The sequence below is a fragment of the Paraburkholderia sp. RL17-337-BIB-A genome, from assembly GCF_046025895.1.
Taxonomy (GTDB): Bacteria; Pseudomonadota; Gammaproteobacteria; order Burkholderiales; family Burkholderiaceae; genus Paraburkholderia; species Paraburkholderia fungorum_C.
On record NZ_JARESY010000001.1, the window covers coordinates 2,578,946 to 2,596,499 of the forward strand.

The window sequence follows — 17,554 nt, forward strand, 5'->3', positions numbered from 1 at the left end:
TACCACCAAAATGAGGCGTTTTACGCAGGTTTCAAGCGCTTTTTTGCAGCTGACAACAACTATTTAACATTTGACGCGCGAAAATTGCTGGCCGCTTTTAGGTAAGCGGCGCAGCGCCGTCGTCGGCAGGCATGATCGGGATGACGGTGCTTAAACCGAGCAACGCAGCCAGCGGGCCATGCGGCCCCGCAACCTCGCGGATCGTATGGCGATCAAGTTCTGCGAGGAACGCATTGCGCGCCGCCTCGAGTGCGCCGCGCAGACGGCAGTGCGAGGTAATGACACAGGCCCGGCGCTCACCCTGCTGATCCGGGAAGCAGCCGACCAGCGCAAAGTCGCTTTCCGTAGCCCGCACGATCTCGCCCACGGTCAATGCGTTGGTTTGTTCGACGAGCCGCAGGCCGCCGTTGCGCCCGCGTACGGTCTCGACCCAGCCGAGTTCGCCGAGTTGCTGCACCACCTTCATCAAATGATTCTTGGATATGCCGTACGCGTCCGAGATGTCCTGGATGGTCGATAAGCCCTCGCCACGGACGGCAAGGTACAAGAGAACACGTAGTGCGTAATCCGTATAGTCGGTCAGTCTCATGAGTGCAGGTGTCACGATGAGCGCAAGCCGCGATCCGGGGATAACCGCGTCGATGCAAAGGTTGCCGGGGGCTGTCGCTTCGCCCTAAGATGCAGGCGTTACGCATGTTTTCTTATTCTGCGCTGACAGTCGCTGTTTGTCTTTCGGCAGCAATGGTAACGTTTCCCCCTTAGGCCATTCTTACGAAAAGCAGGGTATTCGCGGCCTACTTCCTTTCGTTTGGACACAGTTTGAGGTCGTTTCTGACTGTCGCTCGCGCTGTGGGCGCGATTCCTGATGAATTAACCGCACTACCTGGAACTTGCATGAATCCGTCTTTCCCTGCCGCACCAGTTGTCGAGCGCGCCGCCGAGCCTACTGAGGCGAATATTCGCGAGCTCGTCTACGGCTTTTACGACCGTGTGCGGGCCGATCCGCTGCTGGGCCCCGTGTTCGACGCGACGCTGGCGGGCCGTTGGGACGACCACTTGCCCAAGATGTGCACGTTCTGGGGCAGCCTCGTGCTCGGCGCGAAGCAATACCGCGGCAATGTGCAGCAGGCGCATCAGCCCCTCGAGGGCGTCGAGCCGCAGCATTTCAGCCGCTGGCTCTATCTGTTTCTGGATACGGTGGAGTCGCGCTACGAGCCGGCCGCGGCGGTCCGCTTCATGGAACCGGCGCTGCGGATCGCGCAAAGTTTGCAGTTGAGCCGCTTTGGCTGGGATTACAAGATTCCGGCGGAGCAGCAGGCCTTGCTGGCGCGCGTCGCACCGAAGCGGTATCCGCGCGAGGATGATGGTTCACACGACGCCGCGCGAGCGCGTGGCGAGCCGTTTCCAACACGGATCGTCGGGAAAGCGCGGGGCGAGTGACGGGCTTGCTTTAGAGGCGTCAAAGCACGCGCGCTAATCCTCTGCCCGATTCCCCGATTCGATACCCCAACGGGCCAGCGCCGCGTCGTCCGCGACACGTGCATCGACCCAGCGCTCGCCTTCTTCGGTCTTCTCTTTCTTCCAGAACGGCGCCTGGGTCTTCAGATAGTCCATCACGAACTCGCACGACGCAAAGGCGTCGCCCCGATGAGCAGCGGTGGTCGCCACGAGCACGATCTGGTCGAGTGGATAAAGCTTGCCGACCCGATGCACGATCAGCACCTCGATTCCCGACCAACGCTCACGCGCGCTCACGACGATCGCCTCCAGCGATTTCTCCGTCATGCCCGGGTAGTGTTCGAGCTCCATGGTTTCGACGGCGCTGCCGTCGTTCAGATCGCGCACAGTGCCCACAAAACAGGCCACTGCGCCGATCTTCGGATTGCGCGCGCGCAACGCGGCGACCTCGGCGGTGAGGTCGAAGTCTTCCGTCTGGACGCGAACGGGCATCTCTGGCTCCTGTGCGGCTTGGCGAGACTCGACGTGTTTGGCGAGACTCAAGGTGGTGTTTAGCGACTATCCGGCGTCTCTCAGCCGCCGGTGACGGGCGGAAAGAACGCGACTTCGCAGCCTTCGGTGATACGGGTACCGGCGTCGGTCATGACGTGATTGCAGGCCATGCGCAGCGCGCGGCCGTCGGCGAGGGTGTCGGCCCAGGTGCCGCCGCGCACGCGCAACCAGGCGCGCACGTCGCCGACGGTGGCGATGCCGTCGGGCACGTCGACCGTTTCGTCGGCTGTTTCGAGCGCTTCACGAACGCTTGCAAAGTATCGGAGTTGAATCTTCATCGGGAAGCCACCGGCTGTTGCCGGCCTCAGTTCAGCAATTCGGAAAAGGGGATGAAGCGCACGGTCTCGCCGGCGCTGATCGCGTGGTTCGGCGGATTGTCGATCAGGCCGTCGCCCCATACGGTCGAAGTCAGCACGGCCGAACTCTGATTCGGAAACAGATCGAGGCCACCGGCCGGATTGATCCGTGCGCGCAGGAATTCGTTGCGGCGGTCGGCCTTGCTCTGCGTGAAATCCGCTCGCAGCGACAGTGCGCGCGGTGCGACCGTCTGCATGCCGGCCAGAAGCAGGACAAACGGGCGCACGAACAGCAAAAAGGTCGCGAAGCTGGAGACCGGGTTGCCCGGCAGGCCGATGAAGAAGGTTTCACCCGCTGCTTCCCCGGCGGCGTCGGTTTGCTGCGCGGCACGGCGCACTGCGCCGAACGCGAGTGGCTTGCCGGGTTTCATCGCGATCTGCCACATCGACAGGCGCCCTTCCGCCTCGACTGCCGGCTTGACGTGATCTTCCTCGCCGACCGAGACGCCGCCGCAGGTCAGGATCAGATCGTGTGCTTGCGCGGCTTCGCGCAGCGTTGCGCGGGTAGCGTCGAGTTTATCGGGGACGATGCCGTAATCGGTGACCTCGCAGCCCAGTTTCTCCAGCAGCCCGCGCAGCGTGAAACGGTTCGAGTTGTAGATCGCGCCGGGTTTCAGCGGCTCGCCTGGCATGGTCAGTTCGTCGCCGGTGAAGAACACGGCGACTTTTACGCGGTGGCGCACTTCGAGCTCGGCGCAGCCGACTGAGGCGGCGAGCCCCAAGGCTTGCGGTGTCAGGCGCGTGCCCGCTGGAAGAATGGTCGCGCCGCTGCGGATGTCGGCGCCTTGGGCTGTGATCCATTCGCCCGGGGTCGGGCTGTGCAGGATTGTGACTTCGTTGCCGGCGGTTTCGGTTTGCTCCTGCATCACGATCGCGTCGGCGCCCGGCGGCACTGTGGCGCCTGTGAAGATACGGGCTGCCGTGCCTGGTTTTAACGGCTCCGGCGCGTGGCCGGCTGGGATGCGTTGGGAAATTGGCAGACTGCGGTTGCCTTGCGCTGTTAGGTCCGCGGTGCGGATCGCGTAGCCGTCCATTGAACTGGTGTTCATTGGGGGGACGTCCAGCGGGGAAATGACGTCTGCCGATAGCACGCGATTCAGCGCGTCTAGTGTGGGGATCGATTCAGTGCCGTTGATCGGGTGCGCTGCGCTCAGTAACGTCGCCATGGCTTCAGCGGTGGTGAGCATCGGAGCGCGGGGCGTTGGGGTGGACATCTTTAGTCTCGGAGCCGCAGGTTTTAAAGGAATATTGTAGCGGGCGATGATGATGGGCGGTGGGGGGCGGGGGTTTTGCCTTCGGCGGTGGTAATTTTTTGCGTGCCTGTAGTAGTTGGTCTTTTTCTGTTTGCTTACGGTGTTGGCCTTTCCTTGCTTTGTTATTGGTCTATTAGCGTTGCCCCTGTGCGGGGCGGCACCTACTTTTCTTTGCCTGCTGCAAAGAAAAGTAGGCAAAAGAAAGCAGCTCAAACCGCTAACTTTTAAGCGGGTCCCCCGCGCAGTCGCGGTAGTGGTGCATCTGGAATCTGTGTTCTCGCACACTCCGCGTGAGTGACACAGCAGTCATTCTTCCAGCGGCGCTGCGCGCGCCGTCGCGGTATTTCCTGAAACCGGCGCGCTGGTTGTATGGAGTGCGACTCTGTCGCGCTCCATACTCGCCGTTTTACTCGCCCGTATTCGCGACGATGTAGTCCTTCACGCGCTGCACGTCTGCCGGCAATACTTCGAATCGCTGCGGCAGTGATTCCAGACCCGAAAACGCGGCTGGGCGCTCCGGTTCGCGTAGCAGCGCTTCGCGGATCGTTTCGCCAAACTTGATCGGTTGCGCCGTCTCCAGCACGATCATCGGGATGCCCGCTTGCAAATGCTCGCGTGCCACCTTCAGGCCGTCTGCCGTGTGCGTGTCGATCATCGTGTCGTAACGCTCAAAGACGTCGCGGATCGCGTCCACGCGGTCCTCGTGGCTGCTGCGCCCCGAGACGAAACCGAACGCCTTCACGCGCGCAAAATCGCCGCTCGCCGCAAGGTCGAATCCGCCCTTCTCCTCAACGTCGCGGAACAGTTGCAATACGCGCGCCGGGTCGCGATCCAACAGATCGAATACGAAACGCTCGAAGTTCGAAGCCTTCGAAATGTCCATGCTCGGGCTGGTCGTGTGATACGTCTCTGCCGACTTGCGCACACGGTAAATGCCCGTGCGGAAGAACTCGTCGAGCACGTCGTTCTCGTTCGTCGCCACCACCAGCTTCTCAATCGGCAAACCCATCATCCGCGCGATGTGACCCGCGCACACATTGCCGAAATTGCCCGACGGCACCGTGAATGACACACGCTCGTCGTTCGACTTCGTCGCGGCAAAGTAGCCCTTGAAGTAGTACACGACCTGCGCCACGACGCGTGCCCAGTTGATCGAGTTGACCGTGCCGATCTTGTACTTCGCCTTGAACGCGTGATCGTTCGAGACCGCCTTGACGATGTCCTGAGCGTCGTCGAACACGCCCTCGATCGCGATGTTGAAGATGTTCGGGTCCTGCAGGCTATACATCTGCGCGGTCTGGAACGCGCTCATCTTCTTGTGCGGCGAGAGCATGAACACGCTGATGCCCTTTTTGCCGCGCATCGCGTATTCAGCCGCGCTGCCGGTGTCGCCGGAAGTCGCGCCGAGAATGTTCAGGGTTTCGCCGTGCCTCGCCAGCGCGTATTCGAACAGGTTGCCGATCAACTGCATCGCCATGTCCTTGAATGCGAGCGTCGGGCCGTTCGACAGCTCCAGCAGCGACAACGTTGTGCCGTGCTCGACGCCAAGCGTCTTCAACGGCGTGATCTGCGCGGCGCCTTCGTCGTCACGCACATTGCAATACGTCTCGGCCGTGTAGGTCTTGCGCGTCAGCGCGCGCAGATCTTCGGCGGGAATGTCGTCGCTGAATTTCGACAGGATTTCGAACGCGAGGTCCGCGTACGGCAGCGTGCGCCAGCGCGTCAACTCGTCAGCCGTGACGCGCGGATATTCCGCCGGCAAGTACAGGCCGCCATCTTTCGCAAGACCGCCCAGCAGAATGTCGGAAAACGTATGGCGCTCGCCGGCTCCGGCGCCGCGCGTAGAGAGATAGTTCATAGTTCGGCCTAGTTCAGCGCTTCCATGCGCAACTTCGTGACTTGCGAGACAACGGTCTTCAGCGCTTCGATCGTTTTGATCGCGGCATTGACGTTCTTCTCAACCGTTTCGTGCGTAATCAGGATGATGTCGGTTTCGCCCTTGCCGTTCGCGTCGACCTGCTCCGATTCCTTCTGCAGCAGTGCGTCGATCGAGATGCCCGTATCCGCCAGAATGCGCGTGATGTCGGCCAGCACGCCCGTGACGTCCGCCACGCGCAGACGCAGGTAGTAGCCGCTCGTCACTTCGTCGATCGGCAGGATCGGCGTGCTCGACAGGCTGTCCGGCTGGAACGCCAGATGCGGCACGCGATGCTCCGGATCCGCGGTATGCAGACGCGTCACGTCGACCAGGTCGGCCACCACCGCGGACGCCGTCGGCTCAGCGCCCGCGCCCTTGCCGTAGTACAGCGTGGTGCCCACGGCGTCGCCATGCACGACGACTGCGTTCATCGCACCTTCCACGTTCGCCAGCAGGCGCTTCTCAGGAATCAGCGTGGGATGCACGCGCAGTTCGATGCCCTTATCCGTGCGGCGCGCAATACCGAGCAGCTTGATGCGGTAGCCGAGTTCCTCGGCGTATTTGATGTCGATCGCCGCGAGCTTGCTGATGCCTTCGACATACGCCTTGTCGAACTGCACCGGCACGCCGAACGCGATCGCGCTCATGATCGTCGCCTTGTGCGCGGCGTCCACGCCTTCGATGTCGAAGGTCGGATCGGCTTCGGCGTAACCCAGTTCCTGCGCGGCTTTCAACGCGGTCGCGAAGTCGAGCCCACGGTCGCGCATCTCCGACAGGATGTAGTTCGTCGTGCCGTTGATGATGCCGGCGATGTACTGGATGCGATTGGCCGTGAGTCCTTCGCGCAGCGCCTTGATGATCGGAATGCCGCCCGCCACCGCTGCTTCGAACGACACCATCACGCCGTTGGCGCGCGCCGCTTCGAAAATCTCCGTGCCGTGCACCGCGAGCAGCGCCTTGTTGGCGGTGACCACATGCTTGCGGTTTTTGATCGCGCGCAGCACGAGGTCGCGCGCCACGCCCGTGCCGCCGATCATTTCGGCCACGATATCGATCGACGGATCGTCCACCACCGCGTTGAAGTCATCGGTCAGCGCCACGGTGCCGGCAGCACTCCCGAGCGCCGCGGTCGCCTTGGCGGGGTTGCGCACGGCAATACGCGCAATCTCGATGCCGCGGCCCGCGCGACGTTTGATTTCTTCCTGGTTGCGGCGCAGTACCGTGAAGGTGCCGCTGCCTACCGTGCCGAAGCCCAGCAGTCCAACTTTGATCGGTTCCATGCAGCGTGTGTTTTCGAGTAAATGATTAAAAGGAAACTGGGGGCTGGCAGCGGCGCGCGCGAGGCGCGCCGTCCAACTCAAGCCGTGTGGCGTTTGCGGTAGCCGTCGAGGAAACGCGCGATCCGGTTGATCGAATCCGCGAGGTCGTCCACGTTCGGCAGGAACACGACGCGGAAGTGATCCGGCGTCTTCCAGTTGAAACCGGTGCCTTGAACCAGCAGCACGCGCTCTTCCAGCAGAAGGTCGAGGATGAACTGCTGGTCGTCCTGGATCGGATAAACCTTCGGATCGAGGCGCGGGAACATGTACAGCGCCGCCTCCGGCTTCACGCAGCTCACGCCGGGGATGGCCGTCAGCATGTCATACGCGAGTTCGCGCTGTTTGTACAGGCGCCCGCTCGGCACGATCAGGTCGTTGATGCTTTGATAGCCGCCGAGCGCGGTCTGGATCGCGTACTGGCCGGGCACGTTCGGGCACAGGCGCATCGAGGCCAGAATGCCGAGCCCTTCGAAGTAGTCTTTGGCATTGCGGCGGTTCTCGCCGGTCAGGCCCGAAATGAACATCCAGCCGGCGCGGTAGCCGCACGAACGGTAGCTCTTCGAGAGGCTGTTGAACGTGACGGTGAGCACGTCTTCGGAGAGCGCGGCCATCGACGTGTGCTTCTTGCCGTCGTAGACGATCTTGTCGTAGACCTCGTCGGCGAAGATCACGAGGCCGTGCTGGCGGGCGATCTCGATCAGGCCGAGCAGCAGTTCGTCCGAGTACAGCGCGCCAGTAGGATTGTTCGGGTTGATAACCACGAGCGCACGCGTATTCGGCGTGATTTTCGCGCGGATGTCGTCCAGATCGGGCATCCAGCGGTTCGATTCATCGCAGATGTAATGCACCGGCGTACCGCCCGACAGGCTTACACCGGCGGTCCACAGCGGATAGTCCGGCGCGGGCAGTAACACTTCGTCGCCGTCGTTCAGAAGGCCCTGCAACGCCATCACGATCAGCTCGGAGGCGCCATTGCCGATGTAGATGTCGTCCAGTTCGACGCCATGTACGCCCTTTTGCTGCGTGTAATGCATGATCGCCTTACGCGCGGCGAACACACCCTTGGAATCCGAGTAGCCGGACGAACCCGGCAGATTCAGGATCATGTCCTGGATGATTTCATCCGGCGCGTCGAAGCCGAACGGCGCGAGATTGCCGATGTTCAGCTTGATGATGCGGTGGCCCTCTTCTTCGAGCCGCTTTGCATGTTCGAGGACAGGCCCGCGAATGTCGTAGCAGACATTCAACAACTTGTTGGATTTGAGAATCGGTTTCACGGCGGGCACTTCATCCTGTTGATGGGCTTGGGCGAACAAGCGGGGGTGAAAAAACGGGACCCCAGGCAAGTCCGCCGATACGGGGAATTATGACGCGGCGCAGCCGCCAGACACGGATCGGGCCGCAAGACGCGGAGTTCAGGCTTTCCGGGCCAGTCAGGCGCGCGTGCGGTGGATTGGGCCGGGGCAGCAGCCAGACCGCTCCAAGCCGGCCAAAAACAACCGAAAAACGTGCAGAACCAGGCAGGTAGCCGGTGGGCCGCGCCCGCGCTATCAGTGCGGCTTATGACCGCACATGAGGCAGCACTTGAGCGGGGGGCGCCGCAAGGCGGCTAAAAAGTTATAATTTAGCGGATTTTGGCCGACTTCCGCAATGCACCAACCGCAACGGCAAGCCTTTTCGGCCGCTTCTGTGTCACTCGCGTGTCCCACTCGCGTCAAACCGCCCTGCTTCCGTTCTGCCCGGTCAGGCCGCCCACACGCATGATGCCTCACGACGACTTCGGAAAACGAATTTGAAATTACATCAGGACTCCAGCGGCGCCCTCAACACCGTGACCGGCTACGGCGCCGACTATGTCGAAATCAATCTGGTGCGCCATTCGGGCAGCATTCTCGTGCTGCCGGAAGCGCCCGTCATCCCTTGGCCCGTCTCTTCTTTCGACGACCTGAGCGCCGAGCACTTCGCCATGCTGGTGGAATCGGCGCCCGAAGTGGTGGTGTTCGGCAGCGGCGAACGGCTGCGCTTTCCGCATCCGCGCCTGACCGCCGCGCTCACCGCCAAACGCATCGGCGTCGAAACAATGGACTTCAAGGCCGCCTGCCGCACCTACAACATTCTGATGGCCGAGGGCCGCAAGGTCGCAGCCGCGTTGCTGATCGAAGCGTAACGGCTCGGCGGGCGCCGCACCCATGCTGGCGGCGCACGCACCCTCATGATCCGGGGACTCGCGCCGTGCCCATCGACACGAACTGACTGCGCGCCTTGGGCGCGTCACGGCCGATAACGTACACTGCGCGCCATTGGCGCTTGGCAGCGCCCCTAAGCAGCGTGGGCCGGTTAGCGTCCGAATGAATGTTGCATCTCCGGAAAGCAGGCTGCCGGAGCGCCGTCCTCAATTTCATACAACACTGCCACGCCGCACCTGGCGTCGCCCAAAAGGTTGAAATACATGAACGATACGCCGACAAGGCTACCGCTCAATCGCACCACGCTCCTGCTGCTGGTGCTGGCCCTCGCCGTGATCTGGTTCGTGCCGCTCGGCTGGCGCCATCTGCTGCCGAGCGACGAGGGGCGCTACGCCGAAATGGCGCGCGAGATGTTCGTCACCGGCGACTGGATCACGCCGCGCTATAACGGCTACAAGTACTTCGAGAAACCGCCGCTGCAAACCTGGGCGAATGCGCTCACGTTCGCGTGGTTCGGCATCGGCGAATGGCAGGCGCGGCTTTACACCGCGCTGACGGGCTTTGCCGGCGTGCTGCTGCTCGGCTTCACCGGCGCGCGCGTGTTCAACGCGGCGACCGGCGTGTTCGCGGCGATCGTGCTGGCCACGTCGCCATACTGGAACCTGATGGGCCACTTCAACACGCTCGACATGGGCCTGTCGTTCTGGATGGAGCTGGCGCTCTGCGCGCTGCTGCTGGCGCAGCGCCCCAAGCTGCCGAGCGCCAACGTGCGGGCATGGATGTGGGTGTGCTGGGGCTCGATGGCGCTCGCGGTGCTCTCCAAGGGCCTCGTCGGCGTGATCCTGCCGGGTGCGGTGCTGGTGCTGTACTCCCTGCTCGCCCGCGACTGGGCCCTGTGGAAGCGCCTGCATCTGATCGGCGGCCTGATCGTGTTCTTCGCGATCGTCACGCCATGGTTCGTGCTGGTCCAGCAGCGCAACCCGGAATTCCTGAACTTCTTCTTCATTGTTCAGCAGTTCAAGCGTTATCTGACGCCTGAACAGAACCGCCCGGGGCCGTTCTATTACTTCGTGCCGGTGCTGCTGGTCGGTTTCCTGCCGTGGTTGTCGGTGACCTTCCAGAGCGTGCGCCACGCGTGGCGCCTGCCGCGCCAGCCAAACGGTTTCGCGCCGGTCACGCTGATGCTGGTGTGGACCGCGTTCATCTTCCTGTTCTTCAGCGCGTCGCACTCGAAGCTCCTGTCCTACACGCTGCCGATCGCCCCGCCGATCGCCCTTGTCATCGGCATGTATCTGCCGCTCGTCACACGTGATCAACTGCGCCGCCACCTGGCCGGCTATGCGCTGTTTCTCGTGGTCGCCGCGTTCGCCGCGCTGTTCATGTCGCGCCTGGGCAATGCGCGCAACCCGACCGAGCTATATGTCGAGTACCGCACATGGGTGCTGGCGGCGCTCGGCGTCGCCTTCGTGCTCACGCTGGTCGCGCTGTGGCTGAACCGCCGCAGCCGCGCCGGCACGCTGGGCGCCGTGGCAAGCTTCGGCGCGGCGTGGTTGCTGCTCGGTACGATTGCCGGCACGGGTCACGACGTGTTCGGCCGTTTGAGTTCGGGCGCGCCGCTCGCGCCCGCTATCAAGGCCGAAATCGCAAAGTTGCCGGCCGATACGCCGTTCTACTCGGTCGGCGTGCTCGACCACACGCTGCCGTTCTACGTCGACCACACGACGATCATGGTCGAACATCCCGACGAACTGGCGTTCGGCGTATCCGTCGAACCACAGAAATGGGTGCCGTCGGTCGACGCGTGGATCGAGCGCTGGAAGGGCGACCGCTACGCGCTCGCGCTGATCCCGCCGTCGACTTACGACAGGCTGCTCAAAGAGGGGCTGCCGATGCAGGTGATCGCGCGCGATCCACGCCGGGTGGTGGTGGTGAAGCCCGTGGCGGTGCCCGCGCCCGCATCCGGGACAGCGGCACCTGCCGCACCAGCGGCAGTAGAAAAACCACAACAATGACCCCATCTCAGGATCTAACCGTTCGATGAACCCGATTTCCCTTTTTTGCATTCTCGCCGGCGTCACGTTGAACGCCGGTGCGCAGTTGTTGCTCAAAGCCGGAACGAATGCCGTTGGACACTTCGAATTCACCCGTGCGAACATCCTGCCCATCGCCTTTCGCCTGGCGACCCAGCCGCCGATCATCGGCGGCCTGGCCTGCTACGTGATCAGCGTGGGCGTTTGGGTGGTCGGGCTCTCGCGGGTGGACGTGTCGATTGCCTACCCGATGCTGTCGCTCGGATATGTCGTCAACGCGTTCGCGGCGTGGTATCTATTCGGCGAAGTGATGTCAGTCCAGAAGCTGGTCGGGATCGGCGTCATCCTGATCGGCGTCGTCGTCCTGGCGCGCAGCTAGGTTGTATGCCCCGGCGGTGCCGTGCCGGGCACGGCTTATTACCGTTTATTGCCGGTGCGGGTGCAGCCGCTGCGAATATCCCGGCTGCCAGCGATGTGGGAAGCCGGGCACCGCCGCCGGCTAAGTAAAACGTAAGGTTGGCCGCGGTAGGCTTGGCGGTTGCGCCATTTTTAGTCGTGGCCTTGGGTTTGCGAGTGGTTTGTGATCTACTTCGCGCCCTTCGGGTTGCGCCCCTTTCAATCGAGCGAAGCATTCATGAGCCAGTCAACAGTCCCGTTTTTGCCGTTTGTCAAACCTGAGATCGATGAAGAAACGATTCAGGGCGTCGCCGACGTGCTTCGCTCCGGTTGGATCACGACCGGCCCGCAGAATCAGAAGTTCGAAGCGGCGTTGTCCGAGTTCTGCGGTGGCCGTCCGGTGCGTACGTTCAACTCCGGCACCGCGACGCTCGAAATCGGGCTGCGGATCGCCGGTGTGGGCGAAGGCGACGAAGTCATCACCACCCCCGCCACGTGGGTGTCGACCAGCAACGTGATCTACGAAGTCGGCGCCACGCCCGTATTCGCCGACATCGACCCGGTCACGCGCAACATCGATCTCGATTTGCTCGAAAAGGCCATCACGCCGCGCACCAAGGCGATCATTCCGGTGTATTTGTCCGGTCTGCCGGTCGACCTGGACCGCCTGTACGAGATCGCCCGCGCCCACAAGCTGCGCGTGATCGAAGACGCGGCCCAGGCATTCGGCTCGACGTGGAAAGGCGAGCGCATCGGCAAGCTCGGCGATATCGTCTCGTTCAGCTTCCACGCGAACAAGAATCTGACCTCGATCGAAGGCGGCGCGCTGGTGCTGAACAACGAGGAGGAAGCGATCCTCGCCCAGAAATACCGTCTGCAAGGCATCACCCGCACGGGTTTCGACGGCATGGACTGCGACGTGCTGGGCGGCAAGTACAACCTCACGGACGTCGCCGCGCGCGTCGGCCTCGGCCAGTTGCCGCATCTCGAGCGTTTCCTCGCACAGCGCAAAAAGCTCGTGCGCGCGTATTTCGCCGGCTTTGAAGGCGGCGCCGCAGTGAAACTGGGTGTAGGTCTGCCGTTCGCGGACTTCGAGAACAGCAACTGGCACATGTTCCAGATCACGCTACCGCTCGAAAAGCTCTCGATCGACCGCGCGGGTTTCATGGGTCAGTTGAAAGAACGCGGCATCGGTTCGGGCGTGCATTACCCGGCGATCCATCTGTTCTCGCTATACCGCGCGAAAGGCTTTAAGGAAGGCATGTTCCCGCACGCGGAGCGCTTCGGCGCCACCACCGTCACGCTGCCGCTCTTCACGCTGATGAACGAAGGCGACGTGGAGCGGGTCTGCCGCGCGGTCAACGAAATTTGCGAACAATACGGAAAATAAGCGGAAATGAGTTATTCGGAACATCGCGCCGTCACACCGGAAGTGTCGATCATCATCCCGGTGTACAACGAGGAAGCCGGGCTGGCCGCGCTGTTCGCGCGCCTCTACCCGGCGCTCGACGCGCTCGGCACCGCCTATGAAGTGATCTTCATCAACGACGGCAGCCGCGACAAATCCGCCGCCCTGCTCGCCGAGCAGTTCCGCGCGCGGCCCGACACGACCCGCGTGATTCTGCTGAACGGCAACTACGGCCAGCACATGGCGATTCTGGCGGGCTTCGAACAATCGCGCGGCGAGATCGTCATCACGCTCGACGCCGATCTGCAGAACCCGCCGGAGGAAATCGGCAAGCTGGTCAACAAGATGCGCGAAGGCTACGACTACGTCGGCACGATTCGCCTGCAACGCCAGGACAGCCTGTGGCGCCGCAAGGCCTCACGCGCGATGAACCGTCTGCGCGAGCGCATCACCCGCATCAAGATGACCGACCAGGGCTGCATGCTGCGCGCGTACAGCCGGCACATCATCGACACGATCAATCGCTGCGGCGAAATCAACACCTTCATTCCGGCACTCGCGTACACCTTCGCGCAGAACCCGGTCGAGATCGAAGTCGCGCACGAAGAGCGTTTTGCCGGCGAATCGAAGTACTCGCTCTACAGCCTGATCCGCCTGAATTTCGACCTGGTCACCGGCTTCTCGGTGGTGCCGCTGCAATGGCTGTCGTTCATCGGCGTGATCCTGTCGCTCGGCTCCGCCGCGTTGTTCGTGCTGCTGCTGATTCGCCGCTTCATCATCGGCGCGGAAGTGCAAGGTGTGTTCACGCTGTTCGCTGTCATCTTCTTCCTGCTCGGCGTGATCATCTTCGCGCTGGGGCTGCTGGGTGAATACATCGGACGGATTTACCAGCAGGTGCGCGCCCGTCCGCGTTATCTGGTGCAGACGATTCTCGAACAGCGCGACGGCACCACCGTGACCGAAGCGCCGCGTCAGGCGGTGGTACAGGCCGTGCAAGCCGCGCCGCTCATCGATCAGGGGCCGAATCCATGAAGCCGCGCGCCGTCGTATTCGCGTATCACAACGTCGGCGTGCGCTGCCTGCAGGTGCTGCTCGCGCGCGGCGTCGAGGTGGCGCTGGTCGTCACGCACGAAGACAGCCCAACCGAGAACATCTGGTTCGGCAGCGTCGCCTCGGTTGCGGCCGGGTATGGCATCAAGGTCATCACGCCGGCAGATCCGAAGAGCGCGGAATTGCGCGAGGCGCTCAGCGCTGCACGGCCGGACTTCATCTTTTCGTTCTACTACCGCCACATGTTGCCGGTGGATCTGCTGGCGCTCGCCGCACGGGGCGCTTACAACATGCACGGCTCGCTGCTGCCGAAGTACCGCGGCCGCGTGCCGACCAACTGGGCGGTGCTCCACGGCGAAACCGAAACCGGCGCGACGCTGCACGAAATGGCCGCCAAGCCCGACGCGGGCGCGATCATCGCGCAAACGCCGGTGCCGATCCTGCCCGACGACACCGCCGCGCAGGTGTTCGACAAGGTCACGGTGGCCGCCGAGCAGACGCTCTGGCGTGTGCTGCCGGCTTTGCTGGCCGGCGTTGCACCGCATCTGCCGAACGACCTGTCGCACGGCAGCTACTACGGCGGGCGCAAGCCAGAAGACGGCCGGATCGACTGGACGCAGACCGCGCAACAGGTCTACAACCTGATCCGCGCGGTCGCGCCGCCCTATCCCGGCGCGTTTACCGACGTCGAGGGCCACCGTTTCATCATCGCCCGGGCGCGCCTCGCCGCGCCTGGCGCGCTTCGCTCGGATTTGCCGCCGGGCCTGCACGTAAGCGATAATGCCGTTTTCGCGATATGCGGCGACGGTCGCGCGATCACCATCCACGAATTGCGGCATCAGCACGACGGCACTGAAACCGTTGTCACCCCCGCCGAATTCGCCCAGCTCATCCAAATTCCCCGTCATTCATGAACGCTAAAAAAGTCCTGATTCTGGGTGTGAACGGCTTTATCGGCCATCACCTGTCCAAACGCATTCTCGAAACGACCGATTGGGAAGTTTTCGGGATGGACATGCAGACCGAACGTCTGGGCGACCTGGTCAATCATGAGCGGATGCACTTCTTTGAAGGCGACATCACGATCAACAAGGAGTGGGTCGAATATCACATCAAGAAGTGTGACGTGATCCTGCCGCTGGTCGCGATCGCCACGCCCGCCACGTACGTGAAGCAACCGCTGCGCGTGTTCGAACTCGACTTCGAGGCGAACCTGCCGATCGTGCGTTCGGCCGTCAAGTATGGCAAGCACCTCGTGTTCCCGTCGACCTCCGAGGTCTACGGCATGTGCACGGACGAGCAGTTCGATCCGGAAGAGTCGCAACTCTCGTACGGCCCGATCAACAAGCCGCGCTGGATCTACGCGTGCTCCAAGCAGTTGATGGACCGCGTGATCTGGGGTTACGGCATGGAAGGCCTCAACTTCACGCTGTTCCGTCCGTTCAACTGGATCGGCCCGGGCCTCGATTCGATCTACACACCGAAGGAAGGCAGCTCGCGCGTGGTCACGCAGTTCCTCGGCCATATCGTGCGCGGCGAGAACATCAGCCTGGTGGACGGCGGCGCACAAAAGCGCGCCTTCACGGATATCGACGACGGCATCGGCGCGCTGATGAAGATCATCGAGAACAAGGATGGCGTCGCCACGGGCAAGATCTACAACATCGGCAACCCGACCAACAACTTCTCGGTGCGCGAGCTCGCGCACAAGATGCTGACGCTCGCCGCCGAATTCCCCGAATACGCCGACCTCGCGAAGAAGGTGCAATTGGTCGAAACGTCCTCAGGCGCGTACTACGGCGCGGGCTACCAGGACGTGCAGAACCGCGTACCGAAGATCGACAACACCATGCAAGAACTCGGCTGGGCGCCGCAGTCGACCTTCGACGAAGCGTTGCGCAAGATTTTCGAAGCGTATCGCGGCCATGTGGGCGAAGCTCGCGCGCTCGTCGAACAACAATAAGGCCTGATCCTTGGCTCGTATCGTCCTGAAGATCGACGTCGACACGCTGCGCGGCACTCGCGAAGGCGTGCCGAATCTCGCGCGCATTTTCGACCGCTTCAAGGCACGCGCCACGTTCCTCTTTAGCCTCGGGCCCGACCACACTGGTTGGGCGATGCGCCGCGTATTGCGGCCGGGCTTTCTGAAGAAGGTGTCGCGCACTTCGGTGGTCGAACATTACGGCATCAAGCAATTGATGTACGGCGTGCTGCTGCCGGGGCCGGACATCGGCGTGAAGACCGCCGCGGAAATGCGCGCGATTCATGAAGCCGGTTTCGAATGTGGCATCCACACGTGGGATCACGTGTATTGGCAGGACAACGTACGTTCGCAAGACCGCGAGTGGACCGAGAAGCAGATGCAGAGGAGCTTCAACCGCTTTGTCGCGATCTTCGGCGCGCCGCCCGTCACGCACGGCGCGGCAGGCTGGCAGATGAACAGCCACGCGTTTGAGCAGATCGACGCGTGGGGCATGCAGTACGCGTCCGACGGGCGCGGCCACTCGCCCTATCTGCCGGTGGTCGGCGGCAGGCAACTAACGCACGTGCAGATGCCCACCACGCTGCCCACGCTCGACGAAGTGCTCGGCGTGGATGGGGTGGATGAGCACAACGTCGCCGCATGGATGTTGAAGCACACCGAAAACAATCCGCACGATCAGGTGTTCACGCTGCACGCGGAGCTCGAAGGACAAAAGCTCGCCCCGATTTTCGAGCAGCTCCTCGCGGGCTGGCGCGCGCAAGGCCATACCTTCGCGACCATGGGTGATTACTACGCCACGCTAGACCGCAGCACGCTGCCATCGTACCCTGTTACGTGGGGCGAAATTCCAGGCCGCTCCGGCGAGTTGATTGTCCAGCCCTGACTGGTCAGGCGACGGCCGGTGCCAACGACCCTGATGACCCGACCGCCGCGCGAGCGTACACCGCGCGTCAGTCGACCTCCCCTCAAAGCCTAGATGCCAGGCCGACGCCGCAGCCGTTGCAAGCGCGGCGCCAGCCATAACAACCGGAGAACCTCGTGCCCATCGCAGTTGACCAACCCATCCCTGACTTTACCGCCCCCGCTACCGGTGGCGACATCACGCTGTCCAGGCTGCGGGGCAAGAAGGTGGTGCTGTATTTCTATCCGAAAGACAACACGCCGGGCTGCACGACCGAAGGCCTGCAATTCCGCGACCTGTATCCGAAGTTCAGGAAGGCAGGGGCGGAAATTCTCGGTGTGTCGCGCGACAGCCTGCGCTCCCATGACAACTTCAAGGCAAAGCTCGAATTGCCGTTTCCGTTGATCTCGGACCCCGAGGAAACCTTGTGTGCGCTCTTCGGCGTCATGAAATTGAAGAAAATGTATGGCAAAGAAGTACGTGGGATCGAACGCTCCACGTTCCTGATCGACGCCGAGGGCGTGCTGCGCCAGGAGTGGCGCGGCGTGAAAGTGCCAGGACATGTCGATGACATTCTGGAAGCTGTACAAGCGCTTTGAGGCGCGTTATATTGGGTTCCAATGAGTGCCTGTCCACCCCACACTTTTCGCCGCTGCGCCAGACTTGAGGGCCGTTTTATCGGTTCCGTCGAAGTCATGAGGTGCAACGCGACAACCGAAGGCGAGCCGCTTGTCCCGTACGCG

17 protein-coding genes are annotated in these 17,554 nt (G+C 62.5%); 10 read left to right on the plus strand and 7 right to left on the minus strand.

Annotated features, from left to right (window positions below; translation table 11 throughout):
- Positions 1–97 precede the first annotated feature (97 nt).
- Positions 98–589, minus strand: coding sequence for an Rrf2 family transcriptional regulator (locus tag P0D84_RS11575; protein WP_408336335.1), 492 nt, complete (start codon positions 587–589; stop codon positions 98–100).
- Positions 590–894: 305 nt separating this feature from the next.
- Here P0D84_RS11575 and P0D84_RS11580 point away from each other — a divergent pair, with 305 nt between their 5' ends.
- A complete protein-coding gene (locus P0D84_RS11580) occupies positions 895–1,440 on the plus strand; it encodes a group III truncated hemoglobin (RefSeq protein WP_408336338.1) in 546 nt (181 codons plus the stop codon).
- A 33-nt stretch (positions 1,441–1,473) separates the two neighbouring features.
- On the opposite strand, the gene moaE is transcribed toward P0D84_RS11580, so the two are convergent.
- From moaE to P0D84_RS11610, 6 genes are all read right to left on the minus strand, one after another.
- Positions 1,474–1,950, minus strand: a complete 477-nt coding sequence (gene moaE / locus P0D84_RS11585) for a molybdopterin synthase catalytic subunit MoaE (protein WP_408336341.1) — start codon at positions 1,948–1,950, stop codon at positions 1,474–1,476.
- Positions 1,951–2,030: 80 nt separating this feature from the next.
- Positions 2,031–2,288 (minus strand): molybdopterin converting factor subunit 1, encoded by a 258-nt coding sequence (gene moaD, locus P0D84_RS11590; RefSeq protein ID WP_408336344.1) that lies wholly within the window; start codon positions 2,286–2,288, stop codon positions 2,031–2,033.
- A gap of 26 nt (positions 2,289–2,314) precedes the next feature.
- Entirely contained in the window at positions 2,315–3,553 is a 1,239-nt protein-coding gene (locus P0D84_RS11595) for a molybdopterin molybdotransferase MoeA (RefSeq protein ID WP_408339794.1), read from the minus strand.
- A 472-nt stretch (positions 3,554–4,025) separates the two neighbouring features.
- Positions 4,026–5,477 carry a threonine synthase gene (gene thrC, locus P0D84_RS11600; protein ID WP_408336347.1) on the minus strand — a complete coding sequence of 484 codons (1,452 nt, stop codon included), beginning with the start codon at positions 5,475–5,477 and terminating at the stop codon, positions 4,026–4,028.
- 8 nt (positions 5,478–5,485) lie between these two features.
- On the minus strand, positions 5,486–6,817 hold the full coding sequence (locus P0D84_RS11605; RefSeq protein WP_408336350.1) for a homoserine dehydrogenase: 1,332 nt from the start codon (positions 6,815–6,817) through the stop codon (positions 5,486–5,488).
- A 77-nt stretch (positions 6,818–6,894) separates the two neighbouring features.
- Positions 6,895–8,142, minus strand: coding sequence for a pyridoxal phosphate-dependent aminotransferase (locus P0D84_RS11610; protein ID WP_408336353.1), 1,248 nt, complete (start codon positions 8,140–8,142; stop codon positions 6,895–6,897).
- A 506-nt stretch (positions 8,143–8,648) separates the two neighbouring features.
- Here P0D84_RS11610 and P0D84_RS11615 point away from each other — a divergent pair.
- The 9 genes from P0D84_RS11615 (at position 8,649) to P0D84_RS11655 (ending at position 17,410) form a co-directional block, all read left to right on the plus strand.
- Positions 8,649–9,023, plus strand: a complete 375-nt coding sequence (locus P0D84_RS11615) for an Mth938-like domain-containing protein (RefSeq protein WP_408336356.1) — start codon at positions 8,649–8,651, stop codon at positions 9,021–9,023.
- Positions 9,024–9,305: 282 nt separating this feature from the next.
- A complete protein-coding gene (locus tag P0D84_RS11620) occupies positions 9,306–11,054 on the plus strand; it encodes a glycosyltransferase family 39 protein (protein WP_408336365.1) in 1,749 nt (582 codons plus the stop codon).
- Between the two features lie 25 nt (positions 11,055–11,079).
- Positions 11,080–11,451 (plus strand): DMT family transporter, encoded by a 372-nt coding sequence (locus P0D84_RS11625; RefSeq protein WP_120291601.1) that lies wholly within the window; start codon positions 11,080–11,082, stop codon positions 11,449–11,451.
- A gap of 255 nt (positions 11,452–11,706) precedes the next feature.
- Positions 11,707–12,858, plus strand: coding sequence for a DegT/DnrJ/EryC1/StrS family aminotransferase (locus P0D84_RS11630; protein WP_408336368.1), 1,152 nt, complete (start codon positions 11,707–11,709; stop codon positions 12,856–12,858).
- Positions 12,859–12,864: 6 nt separating this feature from the next.
- Positions 12,865–13,908 (plus strand): glycosyltransferase, encoded by a 1,044-nt coding sequence (locus P0D84_RS11635; RefSeq protein WP_408336371.1) that lies wholly within the window; start codon positions 12,865–12,867, stop codon positions 13,906–13,908.
- Positions 13,905–14,840: a formyltransferase gene (locus P0D84_RS11640; RefSeq protein WP_408336374.1), complete on the plus strand. Its 936-nt coding sequence runs from the start codon at positions 13,905–13,907 to the stop codon at positions 14,838–14,840. The genes P0D84_RS11635 and P0D84_RS11640 overlap by 4 nt, the downstream gene beginning before the upstream one ends.
- Complete coding sequence (locus P0D84_RS11645; RefSeq protein ID WP_408336377.1) at positions 14,837–15,889, plus strand: bifunctional UDP-4-keto-pentose/UDP-xylose synthase; 1,053 nt, start codon at positions 14,837–14,839, stop codon at positions 15,887–15,889. The genes P0D84_RS11640 and P0D84_RS11645 overlap by 4 nt, the downstream gene beginning before the upstream one ends.
- 10 nt (positions 15,890–15,899) lie before the next feature.
- Positions 15,900–16,793: a polysaccharide deacetylase family protein gene (locus P0D84_RS11650; RefSeq protein WP_408336379.1), complete on the plus strand. Its 894-nt coding sequence runs from the start codon at positions 15,900–15,902 to the stop codon at positions 16,791–16,793.
- 155 nt (positions 16,794–16,948) lie between these two features.
- Positions 16,949–17,410, plus strand: a complete 462-nt coding sequence (locus P0D84_RS11655; protein ID WP_408336382.1) for a peroxiredoxin — start codon at positions 16,949–16,951, stop codon at positions 17,408–17,410.
- The last annotated feature ends 144 nt before the right edge of the window (positions 17,411–17,554 follow it).

Coding starts and splice junctions, on each gene's coding strand:
- P0D84_RS11575 (WP_408336335.1), bottom strand. CDS start 589: ATGAGACTGACCGACTATACGGATTACGCACTACGTGTTCTCTTGTAC.
- P0D84_RS11580 (WP_408336338.1), top strand. CDS start 895: ATGAATCCGTCTTTCCCTGCCGCACCAGTTGTCGAGCGCGCCGCCGAG.
- moaE (WP_408336341.1), bottom strand. CDS start 1,950: ATGCCCGTTCGCGTCCAGACGGAAGACTTCGACCTCACCGCCGAGGTC.
- moaD (WP_408336344.1), bottom strand. CDS start 2,288: ATGAAGATTCAACTCCGATACTTTGCAAGCGTTCGTGAAGCGCTCGAA.
- P0D84_RS11595 (WP_408339794.1), bottom strand. CDS start 3,553: ATGCTCACCACCGCTGAAGCCATGGCGACGTTACTGAGCGCAGCGCAC.
- thrC (WP_408336347.1), bottom strand. CDS start 5,477: ATGAACTATCTCTCTACGCGCGGCGCCGGAGCCGGCGAGCGCCATACG.
- P0D84_RS11605 (WP_408336350.1), bottom strand. CDS start 6,817: ATGGAACCGATCAAAGTTGGACTGCTGGGCTTCGGCACGGTAGGCAGC.
- P0D84_RS11620 (WP_408336365.1), top strand. CDS start 9,306: ATGAACGATACGCCGACAAGGCTACCGCTCAATCGCACCACGCTCCTG.
- P0D84_RS11625 (WP_120291601.1), top strand. CDS start 11,080: ATGAACCCGATTTCCCTTTTTTGCATTCTCGCCGGCGTCACGTTGAAC.
- P0D84_RS11630 (WP_408336368.1), top strand. CDS start 11,707: ATGAGCCAGTCAACAGTCCCGTTTTTGCCGTTTGTCAAACCTGAGATC.
- P0D84_RS11635 (WP_408336371.1), top strand. CDS start 12,865: ATGAGTTATTCGGAACATCGCGCCGTCACACCGGAAGTGTCGATCATC.
- P0D84_RS11640 (WP_408336374.1), top strand. CDS start 13,905: ATGAAGCCGCGCGCCGTCGTATTCGCGTATCACAACGTCGGCGTGCGC.
- P0D84_RS11645 (WP_408336377.1), top strand. CDS start 14,837: ATGAACGCTAAAAAAGTCCTGATTCTGGGTGTGAACGGCTTTATCGGC.